Source organism: Streptomyces sp. AM6-12, assembly GCF_044327085.1.
In the GTDB taxonomy this organism is placed as follows: Bacteria; Actinomycetota; Actinomycetes; order Streptomycetales; family Streptomycetaceae; genus Streptomyces.
Map to the genome: position 1 here is coordinate 2,402,868 of NZ_JBIQWN010000001.1, position 17,238 is coordinate 2,420,105.

The window sequence follows — 17,238 nt, forward strand, 5'->3', positions numbered from 1 at the left end:
TTCACCCCTTCGGGGACGGCCCTTCGCCCTGCCCGCGCACCGCGTAGGCGAGCACCCGCTCGCTCAGCAGGGCCTCGACGTCGTCCAGCAGCGCGAGGACCTCCCGTGAGACCTCCGCCGGCGCGCGGCGCTTGAGCATCTCGCGGCCGATGACCCTGACGACCGTGCCGTATACCCAGCTGATCTGACCGGCCATCAGCCGCGGCAGTTCGTCGTCCCCGGCCGCCCCGGTCTCCTCGCGCAGCGCCTGCTCCAGGTTGGCCTCCACCTCCTGGGCGAGCGCCCAGAGCCGGGAGCGCAGGGTCGGCGCCTCCTCGATCACGCGCATGAAGTCGGCGTAGCCCGCGAGCAGTCCGACGCGCGGGGACACCGCCTCGATCTCCTCGCGCAGTTCGCGCAGCACCGCCACCGCGGCCGACTCCCCCTCCCGGCGGCCGCGGACCCAGCGGGCGAGCCGGTCGACCATGCCCGCGGAACGGTCGAAGAAGAGGTCCTCCTTGGCCGGGAAGTAGTTGTAGACGGTGTTGACGGAGACGTTCGCCGCGTCGGCGATCTCCGCGACCGTCACCGCGTCGAAGCCGCGCTCGACGAACAGGCCCGTGGCGACATCGGAGATGTACTGCCGGGTCTGCCGCTTCTTCCGCTCCCTGAGTCCCTCAGCCATGCCCGCATCCTAACTTCGCTGGCCTTCCTGAAACTTTGGGGTCATTGCAAACTTTCAGAGACTCTGTTTTTCTAGGGGCATGACAGCAGTCATCAGCGCGGCGGACCTCGCCCGCACCTTCCAGACCAAAGCCGGCCCCGTCGAGGCCGTACGCGGCGTCGATCTCACCGTCCACGAGGGCGAGATCCTCGGCTTCCTCGGCCCCAACGGCGCCGGCAAGACGACCACCCTGCGCATGCTCACCACGCTTCTGAAGCCGACCGGCGGCACGGCCACCGTCGCCGGGCACGACCTGGCCACCGACCCGGCGGGGGTGCGCCGGGTCTCCGGATACGTGGCCCAGTCCGGCGGCGTCGACCCGCGGATCACGGTGCGGGAGGAGCTGGTCACCCAGGGGCGGTTCTACCGGCTGTCCAGGCCCGACGCCGTCGCCCGCGCCCGGGAACTCGCCCGCGAACTCGACCTCACCGACCTCCTCGACCGCAAAACGTCCGCCCTCTCCGGCGGTCAGCGGCGCCGCCTCGACATCGCGATGGCACTGACCCACCGCCCCAAGGTGCTGTTCCTGGACGAGCCCACCACCGGCCTCGACCCCGGCAGCCGCGCCGACCTGTGGGACCTGGTCCGCCGGCTGCGCGACGAGCACGGCACGACCGTCTTCCTCACCACCCACTACCTGGACGAGGCCGACGCCCTCGCCGACCGCCTGGTGATCGTGGACGGCGGCACGGTCGCCGCCGAGGGCACGCCGAGCGCGCTCAAGCTGCGGTACGGCGGCTCCCTGGACGCCACGCTCCAGGACACCTTCCTGGCCGTCACCGGCCGCGCCCCCGCCCCCGCCGACGACACCCCCGTCGCCGTCTAGCCCCCGTCCAGCCCCCAGAAAGCCACCGGCATGCTGCTGCACGACACGGCCCTCGTCTACGGCCGCTACCTCCGCCAGTCCCTGCGCTCGCGCTTCGCCCTCCTCTTCGGCGTCCTCACCCCGCTGCTCTACCTGCTGTTCTTCGGTCCCCTGCTCACCAAGCTCCCGCTCGGCCAGGCGGGCAGCTCCTGGCAGGTCCTGGTGCCGGGGCTGCTGCTCCAACTCGGCCTGTTCGGCGCGCTGTTCTCGGGGTTCACGATCATCATGGAGAGCGCGCAGGGGGTGGTGGACCGGATGCGGGTCACCCCCGTCAGCCGGCTCGCCCTGCTGCTCGGCCGGGTGCTGCGCGACGCCACGGTCTTCGTGTTCCAGGCGGTCCTGCTGGTGCTGGCCGCCGTGGCGATGGGCCTGCGCGCTCCCCTGGCGGGGGTCCTCATCGGCTTCGGGTTCGTCGCCCTGCTCACCCTCTCCCTGGCCTCGCTGTCGTACGCCATGGGCATGAAGGTCCGCACTCCGCAGGAGTTCGGCCCGCTGATCAACGCGGTGTCGATGCCCTCGATGCTGCTGTCCGGCCTGATGCTCCCGATGACCCTGGCACCGGGCTGGCTGGACGTGCTGTCCCACTTCGTGCCGTTCCGCTACCTGGTGGACGCGGTGCGCGACGCCTACGTCGGCCACTACGCCACCGCGCACATGCTCTACGGCGTCCTCGTAACCGTCGGCTTCGCCGCGCTGGCCGTGACGGCGGGCACACGGGTGTTCCGGACGGCCGGGGCGTAATTACGCTGGGCCCATGGTCAATCTGACGCGTATCTACACCCGCACCGGGGACAAGGGCACCACGCACCTCGGTGACATGAGCCGGGTGCCCAAGACGGACCTCCGGATCTCCGCGTACGCGGACTCCAACGAGGCCAACGCGGTCATCGGCACCGCGATCGCCCTGGGCGGCCTGGACGAGGAGGTCGTGCAGGTCCTCACCCGCGTACAGAACGACCTGTTCGACGTGGGCGCGGACCTGTCCACCCCGGTGGCGGAGAACCCGCAGTACCCGCCGCTGCGGGTCGAGCAGTTCTACATCGACCGCCTGGAGGCGGACTGCGACCGCTTCAACGAGCAGCTGGAGAAGCTGCGCTCCTTCATCCTCCCCGGCGGCACCCCGGGCGCGGCCCTGCTCCACCAGGCCTGCACGGTCGTCCGCCGCGCCGAACGCTCCACCTGGGCGGCCCTGGAGGTGCACGGCGACCTCATGAACCCCCTCACCGCCACCTACCTCAACCGCCTCTCCGACCTCCTCTTCATCCTGGCCCGCATCGCCAACAAGGCCACGGGCGACGTGCTGTGGGTACCGGGCGGCGAGCGCTAGCGCGCCTGCTCCCGCGCCGACCTCACCGTCAAGTCGCCGTTCGTCGTCGACAGGTCCAGGACGTAGCGGCCCGAAGGGTCGTCCTGGAAGGCCAGGTTCCGGTCGCCGTTGGTGTTGTGCGCCGATATCCGGTACCTGGCGGGCGGTGCCGTGACCGTGAGGTCGCCGCTGGAGGTGTGGGCCTTGATGTTCTGGGGGGTGGCGGTCTGGATCGTCACTCCGCCGTTCGAGGTCTGCGCGTCGATGCCGCCCTTGGCATTCTTCACCCTGACCTCGCCGTTCGAGGTGCGCAGCTTCACCGGGCCCGCTGTGTCGCGCACCGTGATCCCGCCGTTGCTGGTGTGCACGTCGACGGCGCCGACGCCGACCAGCGCGAGGCCGCCGTTGGAGGTGCTGCCCGTGACCGGGAGGGCGGCGGGGACCTTGACGTCGTAGTCGACGCCGCAGTGGTGGCCGCAGCCGGCGAGGGTGAGGACGCCGTCCGCGACGCGGAAGGACACACCGGTCGGCTTGTCGCCGCTGTAGGTGACCTTGCGGTGCACGGAGATCCCGGAGGTGTCCCGTGACGCCTCCACCTTCACCCCGCCGTCGCCGCTGTCGATCCGGATCGACGTGACCTTCTGGGACACCTCGGCGTCGTCCTGGAAGGTCTTCTGGTCGAGGACCGAGCACGCGGACAGTCCGCCGACGGACAGTGCGGCCAGGGCCACGGCAGCAAGGAAACGCGCGCGACGCATGAAGGGTCCCCCGTATACAGAGCATCGGATCGCTGATCGGTCACTGCGATCGTACGCACCCCGCCGCCTGCGCTTCGCTGGGGAAAACCCCCCAATCCACCGGGGGCACACCCCAGTTGGATTGGTCCAGACCTATTGACCCATGGTCCAGACCTTCCTACCCTCGGGGCACCGTGGACATGAAGGCTCAGTCATGTCCGCCCTCTGTCACCCCACTACCGAGGGAGGCGCTCGATGCGCTTCAGAGACAAAGTCGCGGCAGGACTCGCGACCCTGGCACTCCCCCTGGCCGGACTGGTCGGACTCGCGAGTCCCGCGCCGGCCGCGGACGGCGCCCAGGCGGCCGGCGTCACCGCGAGCTTCACCAAGTCCAGCGACTGGGGCACCGGCTTCGGCGGCCAGTGGACCATCAAGAACTCCGGCTCCGCGAGCATCAGTTCCTGGACCGTCGAATGGGACTTCCCCTCCGGCACGTCCGTCAGCTCCGCCTGGGACGCCGACGTCATCAACTCCGGCAACCACTGGACGGCGAAGAACAAGTCCTACAACGGCACCCTCGCCCCCGGCGCCTCCGTCAGCTTCGGCTTCAACGGCGCCGGCTCCGGCAACCCGAGCAACTGCACGCTCAACGGCGGCAGTTGCGACGGTACGACGGCCCCCGGCGACGCCGCCCCGAGCGCCCCCGGCACCCCGACCGCCTCCGCCGTCACCGACACCTCGGTGAAGCTCACCTGGAGCGCGGCCACCGACGACAAGGGCATCAAGAACTACGACGTGCTGCGCGACGGCAAGGTCGTCGCCACCGTGACCAGCACGTCGTACACCGACACCGGACTCACCGCCGGCAGCGACTACTCCTACTCCGTACAGGCCCGCGACACCGCCGGCCAGACCGGCCCCGCCAGTGCCGCGGTCGCCGTGCACACCACCGGCGGCGGCTCCACCACTCCCCCGCCCGCCGGCGGCAAGGTCAAGCTCGGCTACTTCACCGACTGGGGCATCTACGCCCGCAACTACAACGTGAAGAACCTGGTGACCTCCGGCTCCGCCGCCAAGATCACCCACATCAACTACGCCTTCGGCAACATCACCGGCGGCAAGTGCGCCATCGGCGACTCCTACGCCGACTACGACAAGGCGTTCACCGCCGACCAGTCCGTCAACGGCACGGCCGACACCTGGGACCAGCCGCTGCGCGGCAACTTCAACCAGCTGCGCGAGCTGAAGGCCAAGTACCCCAACCTCAAGATCATCTGGTCCTTCGGCGGCTGGACCTGGTCCGGTGGCTTCGCCGACGCGGCCAAGGACCCGGCCGGCTTCGCCCAGTCCTGCTACGACCTCGTCAACGACCCGCGCTGGGCCGATGTGTTCGACGGCATCGACATCGACTGGGAGTACCCCAACAACTGCGGTCTGACCTGTGACACCAGCGGGCCCGAGGCGTTCAAGAACGTACTGGCCGCGCTGCGCGCCAAGTTCGGCTCCAGCAAGCTGGTCACCGCCGCGGTCACCGCCGACGGCTCGGACGGCGGCAAGATCGACTCCGCCGACTACTCCGGCGCCGCCCAGTACGTCGACTGGTACAACGTGATGACGTACGACTTCTTCGGTGCCTGGGACGCGAAGGGCCCCACCGCCCCGCACTCCCCGCTCACCTCGTACAGCGGCATCCCGAAGGCCGGCTTCACCACCGCCGACGCGATCGCCAAGTACAAGGCGGCCGGCGTCCCCGCGTCCAAGCTGCTCATCGGCATCGGCTTCTACGGCCGCGGCTGGACCGGCGTCACCCAGGACGCGCCCGGCGGCACCGCCACGGGTCCGGCGGCCGGCACCTACGAGCAGGGCATCGAGGACTACAAGGTCCTCAAGTCGTCCTGCCCCGTCACCGGCACCATAGCGGGCACCGCGTACGCCCACTGCGGCAGCAACTGGTGGTCGTACGACACCCCGTCGACCATCGCCGGGAAGATGAGCTGGGCCAAGTCCCAGGGCCTGGGCGGCGCGTTCTTCTGGGAGTTCAGCGGCGACACCAGCGACGGCGAGCTGGTGAACGCGATCAGCAGCAACCTGTAGGACTCATCAACTGCACGAAGCCTCAAGCGACAGCGAGTGAACGCGGCTACGCCACGTTCACTCGCTGTCCGGGCGGGGCTGCCTCCAGCCACGCGAGGAAACCGGTCAGCGCGTCTTCGCTCATCGCCAGTTCGAGGCGCGTGCCCCGGTGGATACAGGCGAGGATCACCGCGTCGGACAGCAGCGCCAGTTCCTCCTCGCCCTCGGGCAGCCGGCGCCCGGCCACCTCGATCTGGGCGCGTTCCAGGACGCGGCGGGGGCGGACGGCGTAGGAGAAGACCCGGTACCACTCGATGCGGTCGCCGTTGTAGCGGGCGACGCCGTAGCTCCAGCCCTTGCCGCCGGTGTCCGGCTTCTCGGCCACGTCCCAGCGCAGGGAACAGTCGAAGGTCCCGCCCGAGCGCTGGATCAGCCGGCGGCGCAGCCCGAACAGAAACAGTCCCACCACCACGAGCGCGACCACGATCCCGCACACAGTCAGAGCGAGGACCATCGGCACCGACCTCCTCGTCTCCTAGGTAGGGGAACTGCTTCTGCTTCTACTACTGAGTAATGAAACGGAAAAAACACCTACATCTGCCTCAGCCGCGACCGGCACCGGATTGCTCCGGGCCGGCCGCGGCTGAGTGATGTCAACGTACCGCGCGGCTGGATCAGCGCGCGGTCGCCGCACGAAGTCGGACGTCCGCGCGGCGCTCGGCGGCGGCGTCGCCCTCCGCCTTCGCCCGCTCGAGTTCCCGCTCCGTGCGCTGGACATCGATCTCGTCCGACAACTCGGCGATCTCGGCCAGCAGGGACAGCTTGTTGTCCGCGAACGAGACGAAACCGCCGTGCACCGCGGCGACGACGGTTCCGCCATCACTCGTACGGATGGTCACCGGGCCCGACTCCAGCACACCGAGCAGCGGCTGGTGACCGGGCATGACGCCGATGTCGCCGGAGGTGGTGCGCGCGACGACCAGGGTGGCCTCGCCGGACCAGACCTGGCGGTCCGCGGCGACCAGCTCGACGTGCAGCTCAGCAGCCAAGAGTGGCTCCTCGGGTCACCACCCGGCAGGGGCGCCGGGTGTTGGGGTCAATTCTAGTGGGCGTTACTGAGGGGGCGGGACGCGCCCGCCCCCTCGTACGAGCGCGAGGCTCAGGAGACGCCCAGCTCCTTGGCGTTGGCCTTGAGGTCGTCGAGGCCACCGCACATGAAGAACGCCTGCTCCGGGAAGTGGTCGTACTCGCCGTCGCAGATCGCGTTGAACGCGGCGATCGACTCGTCCAGCGGCACGTCCGAACCGTCCACGCCGGTGAACTGCTTGGCGACGTGGGTGTTCTGGGACAGGAAGCGCTCCACGCGACGGGCACGGTGGACGACGAGCTTGTCCTCCTCGCCGAGCTCGTCGATACCGAGGATCGCGATGATGTCCTGAAGGTCCTTGTACTTCTGAAGGATGTTCTTCACGCGCATGGCCGCGTTGTAGTGGTCCGCGGCGATGTACCGCGGGTCCAGGATCCGGGACGTCGAGTCCAGCGGGTCCACGGCCGGGTAGATGCCCTTCTCCGAGATCGGACGGGAGAGAACCGTCGTCGCGTCGAGGTGGGCGAAGGTGGTGGCCGGGGCCGGGTCGGTCAGGTCGTCCGCGGGGACGTAGATCGCCTGCATCGAGGTGATCGAGTGACCGCGGGTCGACGTGATGCGCTCCTGGAGGAGACCCATCTCGTCGGCCAGGTTCGGCTGGTAACCCACCGCGGACGGCATACGGCCGAGCAGCGTGGAGACCTCGGAACCGGCCTGCGTGAAGCGGAAGATGTTGTCGATGAAGAACAGCACGTCCTGCTTCTGGACGTCACGGAAGTACTCGGCCATGGTGAGGCCGGCCAGCGCGACGCGCAGACGGGTGCCCGGCGGCTCGTCCATCTGACCGAAGACCAGGGCGGTCTTGTCGATGACGCCCGAGTCGGTCATCTCCTCGATGAGGTCGTTGCCCTCACGGGTGCGCTCGCCGACACCGGCGAACACGGAGACACCGTCGTGGTTGTTGGCGACACGGTAGATCATCTCCTGGATGAGCACCGTCTTGCCGACGCCGGCGCCGCCGAACAGACCGATCTTGCCGCCCTTGACGTACGGGGTCAGCAGGTCGATGACCTTGACGCCGGTCTCGAACATCTCGGTCTTCGACTCGAGCTCGTCGAAGTTGGGCGCCTTGCGGTGGATCGGCCAGCGCTCGCCCTCGTACTGCTCGTCGACGTTCAGCACCTCGCCGAGGGTGTTGAACACCTTGCCCTTGGTGAAGTCGCCGACGGGCACCGAGATCGGGGCACCGGTGTCGATGACCGGGGCCTGGCGGACCAGGCCGTCGGTCGGCTGCATGGAGATGGTGCGGACCAGACCGTCACCCAGGTGCTGGGCGACCTCCAGGGTCAGCGTCTTCTTCTCGCCGGCGTTGGCCGGGTCGGCCACCTCGACGTGCAGCGCCTGGTAGATGTCCGGCATCGCGTCGACGGGGAACTCCACGTCGACGACCGGGCCGATGACCCGGGCGACGCGGCCCGTAGCCGTCGCGGTCTCAACAGTGGTGGTCATTTATCGGTCACTCCCCGCGGTCGCGTCGGCCAGGGCGCTCGCGCCACCGACGATCTCGCTGATTTCCTGGGTGATTTCGGCCTGGCGGGCCGCGTTGGCAAGGCGGGACAGCGTGTTGATCAGCTCGCCCGCGTTGTCGGTGGCCGACTTCATCGCACGCCGCGTGGCGGCGTGCTTGGAAGCGGCCGACTGAAGCAGCGCGTTGTAGATACGGCTCTCCACGTAGCGCGGCAGCAGGGCGTCGAGGACGTCCTCCGCCGAGGGCTCGAAGTCGTAGAGCGGAAGGATCTCGCCCTCGGTCCTCGTCTCCTCGGCGACCTCTTCGAGGCGCAGCGGAAGCAGCCGTGCGTCGAGCGCGGTCTGCGTCATCATCGAGACGAACTCGGTGTAGACGATGTGGAGTTCATCCACGCCGCCCTCGGCCGTGTCCTTCTCGATGGCCTCGATCAGGGGTGCCGCGACCTTCTTGGCGTCCGCGTACGTCGGCTCGTCGGTGAAGCCCGTCCACGACTCCGCGACCTTGCGCTCGCGGAAGTTGTAGTGGGCGACACCGCGCCGGCCGACGATGTACGTGTCGACCTGCTTGCCCTCGCGCTCCAGGCGCTCGGTCAGCTGCTCCGCCGCCTTGATGGCGTTGGAGTTGAAGGCGCCGGCCAGACCGCGGTCGCTCGTGAGGAGCAGGACCGCGGCACGGGTCGGGTTCTCCGCCTCCGTGGTGAGCGGGTGTTTGGTGTTCGACCCCGTACCGACCGCCGTGACCGCGCGCGTCAGCTCGGTCGCGTACGGCGTGGACGCCGCCACCTTGCGCTGCGCCTTGACGACGCGCGAGGCGGCGATCATCTCCATCGCCTTGGTGATCTTCTTGGTCGCGCTGACGGATCGGATGCGACGCTTGTAGACCCGGAGCTGGGCTCCCATGAGTCAGGTCCCTTCCTTACGTCACTTGGCGGCAGCGGCAGGAGTGTCCTCGCCGAGCAGCTTGCCGTCCGAGGTCTCGAACTGCTTCTTGAACTCGGCGACGGCGTCGTCGATCGCCTGGATGGTGTCGTTCGACATCTTGGCGCCCTCCTTGATGGAGGTCATCAGGCCCTGGTGCTTGCGGTGCAGGAAGTCCAGCAGCTCCCGCTCGAAGCGGCGGACGTCCGCGACCGGGACGTCGTCCATACGGCCGTTGGTGCCGGCCCACACGGAGACGACCTGGTCCTCGGTGGCCATCGGCTGGTACTGGTCCTGCTTCAGCAGCTCGACCATGCGCTGGCCGCGCTCCAGCTGGGCCTTGGAGGCCGCGTCCAGGTCGGAACCGAAGGCGGCGAACGCCTCCAGCTCGCGGAACTGGGCGAGGTCCACACGCAGGCGGCCGGAGACCTGGCGCATCGCCTTGTGCTGGGCGGAGCCACCGACTCGGGAGACCGAGATACCGACGTTCAGCGCGGGACGCTGACCGGCGTTGAACAGGTCCGACTCCAGGAAGCACTGGCCGTCGGTGATGGAGATGACGTTGGTCGGGATGAACGCCGAGACGTCGTTGGCCTTGGTCTCGACGATCGGCAGACCGGTCATCGAACCGGCACCCATCTCGTCGGAGAGCTTGGCGCAGCGCTCCAGCAGACGCGAGTGCAGGTAGAAGACGTCACCGGGGTAGGCCTCACGGCCCGGCGGGCGGCGCAGCAGCAGGGACACGGCGCGGTAGGCGTCGGCCTGCTTCGAGAGGTCGTCGAAGATGATGAGGACGTGCTTGCCCTCGTACATCCACTGCTGACCGATGGCCGAACCGGTGTACGGCGCGAGGTACTTGAAGCCGGCCGGGTCGGACGCCGGGGCGGCGACGATGGTCGTGTACTCCAGGGCGCCGTTCTCCTCCAGCGAGCGGCGCACGCCCGCGATGGTGGAGCCCTTCTGGCCGATGGCGACGTAGATGCAGCGGACCTGCTTCTTCGGGTCGCCGGTGCGCCAGTTGTCGCGCTGGTTGATGATGGTGTCGACGGCCAGGGCGGTCTTGCCGGTCTGGCGGTCACCGATGATCAGCTGACGCTGACCACGGCCGATCGGGGTCATCGCGTCGACGGCCTTGTAGCCGGTCTCCATCGGCTCGTGCACCGACTTGCGCTGCATGACCGTGGGGGCCTGCAGCTCAAGCGCGCGGCGGCCGGACGTCTCGATCTCGCCGAGGCCGTCGATCGGGTTGCCGAGCGGGTCGACAACACGGCCGAGGTAGCCCTCGCCGACCGCGACGGAGAGCACCTCGCCGGTACGCGTGACCGGCTGGCCCTCCTCGACGCCGCTGAACTCGCCGAGGACGATGGCACCGATCTCGCGCTCCTCGAGGTTGAGGGCGAGGCCGAGGGTGCCGTCCTCGAACTTCAGCAGTTCGTTGGCCATGGCCGAGGGAAGACCCTCGATCTTCGCGATGCCGTCGCCGGCAAGGGTGACCGTACCGACCTCCTCGCGCGAGGCCGCGTCCGGCTTGTACGACTGGACGAAGTTCTCCAGCGCGTCCCGGATCTCCTCCGGCCGGATCGTGAGCTCCGCCATCTGGGTTCCCTGCTCTCCTTGTTGGGCCCGAAGTTTCACTTTGGGGGGATGGGGACTCCCCCCAACAGGAGGTGAATCCTCTGCACGGCCCAACCAGGGCCGTATGTACGTACTGCTATATCGGTATGTCGAGGTGCCGCGTCGCCGACGCGTCGCCGTCAGCCCGCCATGCGGCGGGCGGCCTCGTCCAGCCGGTCCGCGAGCGAACCGTTGATGACCTCGTCGCCGACCTGGACCCGCATTCCGCCGACGACGTCGGGGTCCACGTCCAAGTTGAGGTGGATCCGGCGGCCGTAGAGCTTGCCGAGGGCGGCGCCGAGGCGCTGCTTCTGGACGTCGCTCAGCGGTACCGCCGAGGTGACGACGGCGACCAGCCGGTCCCGGCGCTCCGCGGCCAGCTTGGACAGGGACTCCAGTCCCGCTTCCAGGCTACGACCACGCGGCGCGGCCACGAGGCGCACGACCAGGCGCTCGGTGACGGGCTTGGCCCGTCCGCCCAGCAGCCGGTTCAGCAGCTCGGTCTTGGCCCCGGCGGCCGCGGCGCGGTCGGTCAGGGCGGCACGCAGCTCGGTGCTGGAGGAGACGATCCGGCCGAACCGGAACAGCTCGTCCTCGACCTCGTCGAGGTTGCCACGCTTCTCCGCAGCGGTGAGGTCGGCGATGTCCGCCAGCTGCTCCAGTGCGTCCACCAGGTCGCGGGGCTGCGACCAGCGGGCGCGGGCCATCCCGGCCACCAGGTCGGCGGTCACGCCGCTGACCTGGGTGCCGAGCAGGCGCTGCACCAGCCCGGCCTTGGCCTCCGAGGACTGCGCCGGGTCGGTGAGAACCCGGCGCAGGCCGGCCTCGCGGTCGAGCAGCGCGGTGACGGCCGCCAGCTCGTCGGCGAGCGTGCTCGCGTCCACGGACGTGGAGTCCGTCAGCGCGTCGAGACGCTCCCGTGCGGCTGCCAGGGCCTCGCGGCTCGCTCCGTTCATCGCGCGGCCTCGGCCTTCTCCTCGAGCTCGTCGAGGAAGCGGTCGATCACGCGGCTCTGCCGGGCGTGGTCCTCGAGGGACTCGCCGACGAGCTTGCCGGCCAGGTCGGTGGCGAGCTTGCCGACGTCCTGGCGCAGCGCGGACGCGGCGGCCTTGCGGTCCGCCTCGATCTGGGCGTGACCGGCGGCGACGATCTCCTCGCGCTGCCGCTGGCCCTCGGCCCGCATCTCGGCGATGAGCGTGGCACCCTGCTCCTGCGCCTCCTGGCGCAGTCGCGCGGCCTCGTGCCGTGCCTCGGCCAGCTGGGCCTTGTACTGCTCAAGGACGCTCTGGGCCTCGGTCTGCGCGGCCTCGGCCTTTTCGATACCGCCCTCGATGGCCTCGCGACGCTCTTCCAGAACCTTGTTGATGTTCGGGAGGAGCTTCTTGGCGAGGAAGCCGAAGACGATGACGAAGGCGATCAGGCCGATGACGAGCTCCGGCCACGGCGGAACGAGAGGGTTCTCCTTCTCCGCCGCAAACTGAACCCATGAGTGGGTCATCTCAGTGCCTTTCGTCGAATGGGCTGTCGCTGTCGTTCGACTCAGGAGTAGACGAACGGCATGACGAGGCCGATGAGGGCCAGCGCCTCACAGAACGCGAAGCCGAGGATCTGGTTGGCGCGGATCAGGCCCGCAGCCTCGGGCTGACGCGCAAGGGCCTGCGTGCCGTTACCGAAGATGATGCCGACGCCGACGCCGGGGCCGATGGCCGCAAGGCCGTAACCGACGGAGCTGAGCGAACCAGTGACAGCGGCAAGGGTCTGGGACATGCCAGTTCTTCCTTTTCTTTACGGACCGGTGGGGGTTGGCCACCGGACGACCAGGGGTTTCGGGGCGGTGTGGCTCAGTGGTGCTCGGCGAGCGCGCCCTGGATGTAGGAGCAGGTCAGCAGGACGAACACGTACGCCTGGACAGCCTGGATGAACAGCTCGAAGGCGGTCATGACGATCGTCATCGCGAACGAGACACCGGAGTAGGCGATGCCGATGCCGTTCAGCATGTACCAGCTGGCGATCGTGAAGAGCACGAGCAGAGTGTGACCGGCGAACATGTTCGCGAACAGTCGGACGGCGTGCGTGAAGGGGCGGACCAGCAGGTTCGAGAAGAACTCGATCGTCATGGCCAGCGGCAGCACCGCGCCGAGCGACTTGTCGTAGCCCGTGAAGTTCTTGAAAGCGCCGACGAAACCGTGCCGCTTGAAAGTCAGAGAGACCCAGAGGATGTAGACGATCGCGGCCAGCACCATCGGGTACGCGATGATCGACGTGACCGGGAACTGGGCGACCGGGATGACCGACCAGAGGTTCATCATCCAGACGAAGAAGAAGAGAGAGACGACGAGCGGTACGTACTTCTCTCCTTCCTTCTTGCCGATGGTCTCGTAGACGACACCGCGGCGCACGAAGTCGTAGCCGGCCTCGGCGACCATCTGGAGCTTGCCCGGGACGACCTTGGCCTTGCCGAAGGCGGCCCAGAAAAAGCCCACGATGATGATCGAGCCGAGCAGGGCCAGCAGCATCGGCTTGTTGAAGTAGAGGCCGTTCGTGTTCCCCCAGAGAGGCTCGAAGAGGAACGAGTGCAGGCCCGGAGCGACGGTGTCGAAGCCGCACCCGCTGAACAGGTGGCAGCTCGAGTCGAAAGCGAGCGTCTGCGTCGGATCAGCACTCACCGCGGGCTCCTTCATCGTGGCGCATAGGTACGGCAACCTCGTTGTGTCGGCGCGGCGTGCGGCCGCGGGTCGGCACGGGACTGGTGTGACGGATGTGGGGGCGGCTGGGGGGCATCTCGCCTCGCGATCGAACAGGCGTCAGCTCGGATGCCCGCGCCCGCGATGCCGCAGTTGGCACCGGACGATAGCAGCAAGCGTGCTGCGCCTTTATCCCGGCCCTACCTCTCACGACGTACGCCCTGTCTTTTCGGGCTTGTCACCCGAGGACGAGGCGTCCGGTTCGACGTAGAGGGTCTTGGCCTTCATGTGCGCACGTGTCTGCGCGCCGATCCACGCGAGGGTGGCGACCACGAGCGTGATGGCGAAGGCACGCGGGTTGAAAAGCGTGGTGTTCTTGAACAGTGCGACGAAGATGACCAGCAGAAGCAGCTGAGCCGCGTAGAGCATCAGGCCCATCATCTGGAACAGCTGCGGGAAAGACTTGGCGGTGCGCTGGAGCACGTACAGACCGAGCCCCATGAACAGGATCACGACCAGCGTCGCGACGACGGCCCCGATCGCTCCCTTGCCGCCCGCGACCACACCACTGACGACGGCGGCGAGCGCGCCGACGACAGCCGTGGGTACGGCGGCCTGGGCCAGGATCCGGGCGTCAGAAGACGGCATGGCGGCAACTCCGCTTTCACAGGGGGCAGGTGTCGTCATGGACGAGCGTAGTCCCGGGCTGAGCGATCGAGATCTCACACCAATGGACCGTCGCACTACGGTCCTTCGGCTCTATCCGGGGTTCTCGTGAACAGTATCACAAACTATTTGATGAGGTCTTTACCTGGTCGGTGTGCTTGCTGTCACACATGAGAGTGACTCTGCACGTCTGATCAGAAACCCCGCCGCTTTGTCTGGTATTGGGGATCTTTGCTCCCCCACGAGTTGGCAATGCTCTAGTCAGATTCTTACCTTGACCGTCTCAGGAACGGTCAGGAATTCGCCCACGAGTGCCGATTGCGGTCGCCCCGTTGACGCCGGACACACCGGCGGGGACGGGGGCGCGGTCTTCGCCCTCCGGAACCTCCGAAGTGCCTTGTCCGGCAGCCTCGCTGGCGAGTTCCGCTTCCGCCGCCGCGGCCGCGCGCCGGCGCCGGTAGCGGGGCGGCACGAAGCGCTGGGCCCACACGGGCACCCGCGGCGTGAAGCGCGGCAGGAGCAGCAGGACGAGGCCGACGGCGCTCAGGAAGACGACGCCGAGCACGATCCACATGGACGCCGAGTTCACCGAGTAGGCGAGCGCGCCGAAGGCGATCAGCGCGGACCAGAAGTACATGATCAGCACCGCGCGGCTGTGCGAGTGGCCGATCTCCAGCAGCCGGTGGTGCAGATGCCCGCGGTCCGCGGCGAACGGCGACTGGCCGCGCCAGGTGCGGCGCACGATCGCCAGCACCAGGTCGGCGGCGGGGATCGCGATGATCGTCAGCGGCATCAGCAGCGGGATGTAGACCGGCACCATCTGGTGGACGGTGGCGCGCTCCGAACCGGAGAACAGGTTCATCACGTCCGGGTCCACCTGACCCGTGATCGAGATGGCGCCCGCGGCCAGCACCAGGCCGATCAGCATGGAGCCGGAGTCGCCCATGAAGATCCGCGCCGGGTGCATGTTGTGCGGCAGGAAGCCCAGGCACATGCCCATGAGGATCGACGCGAACAGGGTGGCGGGGGCCGCGGCCTCGATGCCGTACGACACCCAGACGCGGTACGCGTACAGGAAGAACGCCACCGTCGCGATGCACACCATGCCGGCCGCGAGACCGTCCAGGCCGTCCACGAAGTTGACCGCGTTGATGGTGATGACCACGAGCGCCACGGTCAGCAGCGTGCCCTGCCACTGGGTGAGCGCCACATTGCCGACGCCGGGGATGGGCAGCCACAGGATCGTCAGGCCCTGCATCACCATGACGCCGGCGGCGATCATCTGGCCGCCGAGCTTGATGAGGGCGTCGATCTCGAACTTGTCGTCCAGGACGCCGATCAGCCAGATCAGGGCGGCGCCGGAGAGCAGGGCCCGCGGCTCGTTGGACTTCTCGAACACCCAGTTGAGGCTGGACAGGTGGTCGGCGACCAGCAGGCCGGCGCACAGCCCGAAGAACATCGCGATCCCGCCGAGGCGCGGAGTGGGCTCCCGGTGCACGTCACGGGCCCGGATCTCCGGCATCGCCCCCGCCACGATCGCGAACTTCCGCACCGGCCCCGTCAGCAGGTACGTCACCGCGGCCGTGATGCAGAGCGTCAGCAGGTATTCACGCACGGGCTTCCCCACAGGTCTCGCTGGCCATCACAGCCTCACAGCCTAGCGGCGGGCGTATACGGATGAGGACTTACGGGTAGCCAGGATGGTTGCAGACCTTGCTGTGACCGTCGCTGTGGCGGGGCTGTGCCCTGGAAGGCGGCTACCCCCTTCATCCCGGATACGGCGGGAACGCCGCGGTCAGCTCGCGCACCTCCGCCCGCGCCCCGGCTGGTTCCGGGTGCCCGCGCACCACCGCGGCGAGCAGCTTCGCGATCCGCTCCATCTCCGGCTCGCCCATGCCCTGGGTGGTCACCGCGGCCGTCCCCAGGCGCAGGCCCCGCCCGTCGCCGCCGGGCAGCGCGCAGCAGTCCAGGACGATCCCGGCGGCGGCGAGCCGGCCGCGGGCGGTGCGGCCGTCCACGCCGAACGGCGCCACGTCGGCGGTGATCAGATGGGTGTCCGTGCCGCCGGTGGTGACGGCGAGCCCCTCCTCGGCGAGGTGGCCCGCCAGGGTGCGGGCGTTGGCGACCACCTGGTGCGCGTACGTGGCGAACGCCGCCGTCGCGGCCTCGCCGAACGCGACGGCCTTCGCGGCGACGGTGTGCATCTGCGCCCCGCCCTGGGTGAACGGGAACACCGCCCGGTCCACCCGCTCGGCGAGTTCCTCGCCGCACAGCACCATGCCGCCGCGGGGGCCGCGCAGCACCTTGTGCGTGGTCGCGCACACGATGTCGGCGTACGGCACCGGGTTCGGGGCGGCGCCGCCCGCGACGAGGCCGATGGGGTGGGCGGCGTCCGCGATCAGATAGGCGCCGACCTCGTCGGCGACCTCCCGGAAGAAGGCGTAGTCGATGTGCCGCGGGTAGGAGATCGAGCCGCACACGATCGCCTTGGGGCGGTGGTTGCGGGCCAGGTGGCGCACCTGGTCGTGGTCGATCAGCCCGGTCTCCGCATCGACGCCGTAGCCGACGAAGTCGAACCAGCGGCCGGAGAAGTTGGCCGGGGAGCCATGGGTGAGGTGACCGCCGTAGGGCAGCCCCAGGGCGAGGACGGTGTCGCCGGGGCGCAGCAGGGCGGCGTACGCCGCGAGGACGGCGGAGGAGCCGGAGTGCGCCTGCACGTTCGCGTGCCGGGCCCCGAACAGCGCGCACGCCCGCTCCACGGCCAGCCGCTCGGCCATGTCCACCAGCTCGCAGCCGCCGTGGTGGCGGGCGCCGGGGTAGCCCTCGGCGTACTTGTTCGCCAGCGGCGACCCGAGGGCGGCGAGCACGGCACGGGAGGTGAAGTTCTCCGCCGCGATCAGCTGGAGCGACGTCGACTGCCGCCGCAGCTCCCCCAGCAGGATCTCGGCCACCTCGGGGTCCTGCTCCCGCAGGACATCGGCCTCGTGCAGGGTGATGACCGACATGACGGACTCCGGGCGGTCGACGGTGACGTATCCCCAATGTAGGCCGGGGTCCG

At 68.9% G+C, this 17,238-nt stretch carries 18 protein-coding genes; 4 read left to right on the forward strand and 14 right to left on the reverse strand.

The annotated features are described in order from the left end of the window. Nucleotide 1: 1 nt before the first annotated feature. Nucleotides 2-664, reverse strand: coding sequence for a TetR/AcrR family transcriptional regulator (locus ACE4Q9_RS10630; RefSeq protein WP_397983996.1), 663 nt, complete (start codon nucleotides 662-664; stop codon nucleotides 2-4). 79 nt (nucleotides 665-743) lie between these two features. Between ACE4Q9_RS10630 and ACE4Q9_RS10635 the strand changes: the two genes are divergently transcribed. Genes ACE4Q9_RS10635 through ACE4Q9_RS10645 form a run of 3 tightly spaced genes read left to right on the forward strand, consistent with a single transcriptional unit; the run spans nucleotide 744 to nucleotide 2,895 of the window. Next, nucleotides 744-1,529, forward strand: coding sequence for an ABC transporter ATP-binding protein (locus ACE4Q9_RS10635; protein WP_397983997.1), 786 nt, complete (start codon nucleotides 744-746; stop codon nucleotides 1,527-1,529). A gap of 30 nt (nucleotides 1,530-1,559) precedes the next feature. After that, nucleotides 1,560-2,309 (forward strand): ABC transporter permease, encoded by a 750-nt coding sequence (locus ACE4Q9_RS10640; RefSeq protein WP_397983998.1) that lies wholly within the window; start codon nucleotides 1,560-1,562, stop codon nucleotides 2,307-2,309. Between the two features lie 13 nt (nucleotides 2,310-2,322). Beyond that, on the forward strand, nucleotides 2,323-2,895 hold the full coding sequence (locus ACE4Q9_RS10645) for a cob(I)yrinic acid a,c-diamide adenosyltransferase (RefSeq protein WP_397983999.1): 573 nt from the start codon (nucleotides 2,323-2,325) through the stop codon (nucleotides 2,893-2,895). Here the strand turns inward: ACE4Q9_RS10645 and ACE4Q9_RS10650 are convergent. Then, the gene (locus tag ACE4Q9_RS10650; protein WP_397984000.1) at nucleotides 2,892-3,605 is read right to left on the reverse strand and encodes a DUF4097 family beta strand repeat-containing protein; all 714 of its coding nucleotides are present in this window, start codon (nucleotides 3,603-3,605) and stop codon (nucleotides 2,892-2,894) included. The genes ACE4Q9_RS10645 and ACE4Q9_RS10650 overlap by 4 nt on opposite strands. Before the next feature lie 261 nt (nucleotides 3,606-3,866). Here ACE4Q9_RS10650 and ACE4Q9_RS10655 point away from each other — a divergent pair, with 261 nt between their 5' ends. Beyond that, on the forward strand, nucleotides 3,867-5,705 hold the full coding sequence (locus tag ACE4Q9_RS10655) for a glycosyl hydrolase family 18 protein (protein ID WP_397984001.1): 1,839 nt from the start codon (nucleotides 3,867-3,869) through the stop codon (nucleotides 5,703-5,705). Between the two features lie 46 nt (nucleotides 5,706-5,751). Here the strand turns inward: ACE4Q9_RS10655 and ACE4Q9_RS10660 are convergent, their stop codons facing one another. From ACE4Q9_RS10660 to glyA, 12 genes are all read right to left on the reverse strand, one after another. Next, entirely contained in the window at nucleotides 5,752-6,198 is a 447-nt protein-coding gene (locus tag ACE4Q9_RS10660; protein WP_397984002.1) for a DUF2550 domain-containing protein, read from the reverse strand. A gap of 160 nt (nucleotides 6,199-6,358) precedes the next feature. Beyond that, nucleotides 6,359-6,733, reverse strand: coding sequence for a F0F1 ATP synthase subunit epsilon (locus ACE4Q9_RS10665; RefSeq protein WP_037656493.1), 375 nt, complete (start codon nucleotides 6,731-6,733; stop codon nucleotides 6,359-6,361). A 110-nt stretch (nucleotides 6,734-6,843) separates the two neighbouring features. After that, nucleotides 6,844-8,280: a F0F1 ATP synthase subunit beta gene (gene atpD, locus ACE4Q9_RS10670; protein WP_397984003.1), complete on the reverse strand. Its 1,437-nt coding sequence runs from the start codon at nucleotides 8,278-8,280 to the stop codon at nucleotides 6,844-6,846. Next, the gene (locus ACE4Q9_RS10675) at nucleotides 8,281-9,198 is read right to left on the reverse strand and encodes a F0F1 ATP synthase subunit gamma (RefSeq protein WP_397984004.1); all 918 of its coding nucleotides are present in this window, start codon (nucleotides 9,196-9,198) and stop codon (nucleotides 8,281-8,283) included. It lies immediately after the preceding gene. Nucleotides 9,199-9,219: 21 nt separating this feature from the next. Next, the gene (atpA, locus tag ACE4Q9_RS10680; protein WP_397984005.1) at nucleotides 9,220-10,812 is read right to left on the reverse strand and encodes a F0F1 ATP synthase subunit alpha; all 1,593 of its coding nucleotides are present in this window, start codon (nucleotides 10,810-10,812) and stop codon (nucleotides 9,220-9,222) included. A gap of 158 nt (nucleotides 10,813-10,970) precedes the next feature. Continuing rightward, nucleotides 10,971-11,786 carry a F0F1 ATP synthase subunit delta gene (locus ACE4Q9_RS10685; protein ID WP_397984006.1) on the reverse strand — a complete coding sequence of 272 codons (816 nt, stop codon included), beginning with the start codon at nucleotides 11,784-11,786 and terminating at the stop codon, nucleotides 10,971-10,973. Beyond that, the gene (locus ACE4Q9_RS10690; protein ID WP_397984007.1) at nucleotides 11,783-12,328 is read right to left on the reverse strand and encodes a F0F1 ATP synthase subunit B; all 546 of its coding nucleotides are present in this window, start codon (nucleotides 12,326-12,328) and stop codon (nucleotides 11,783-11,785) included. Before ACE4Q9_RS10690 ends, ACE4Q9_RS10685 begins: the two co-directional genes overlap by 4 nt. 41 nt (nucleotides 12,329-12,369) lie before the next feature. Continuing rightward, nucleotides 12,370-12,597, reverse strand: a complete 228-nt coding sequence (gene atpE / locus ACE4Q9_RS10695) for an ATP synthase F0 subunit C (RefSeq protein WP_030386954.1) — start codon at nucleotides 12,595-12,597, stop codon at nucleotides 12,370-12,372. A gap of 74 nt (nucleotides 12,598-12,671) precedes the next feature. Continuing rightward, nucleotides 12,672-13,511 carry a F0F1 ATP synthase subunit A gene (gene atpB / locus ACE4Q9_RS10700; protein WP_397984008.1) on the reverse strand — a complete coding sequence of 280 codons (840 nt, stop codon included), beginning with the start codon at nucleotides 13,509-13,511 and terminating at the stop codon, nucleotides 12,672-12,674. 210 nt (nucleotides 13,512-13,721) lie between these two features. Then, nucleotides 13,722-14,162 carry a hypothetical protein gene (locus ACE4Q9_RS10705; RefSeq protein WP_397984009.1) on the reverse strand — a complete coding sequence of 147 codons (441 nt, stop codon included), beginning with the start codon at nucleotides 14,160-14,162 and terminating at the stop codon, nucleotides 13,722-13,724. Between the two features lie 301 nt (nucleotides 14,163-14,463). Next, nucleotides 14,464-15,795 (reverse strand): MraY family glycosyltransferase, encoded by a 1,332-nt coding sequence (locus ACE4Q9_RS10710; RefSeq protein ID WP_397984010.1) that lies wholly within the window; start codon nucleotides 15,793-15,795, stop codon nucleotides 14,464-14,466. 151 nt (nucleotides 15,796-15,946) lie between these two features. Continuing rightward, entirely contained in the window at nucleotides 15,947-17,185 is a 1,239-nt protein-coding gene (glyA, locus tag ACE4Q9_RS10715) for a serine hydroxymethyltransferase (RefSeq protein WP_397984011.1), read from the reverse strand. Nucleotides 17,186-17,238: the final 53 nt, after the last annotated feature.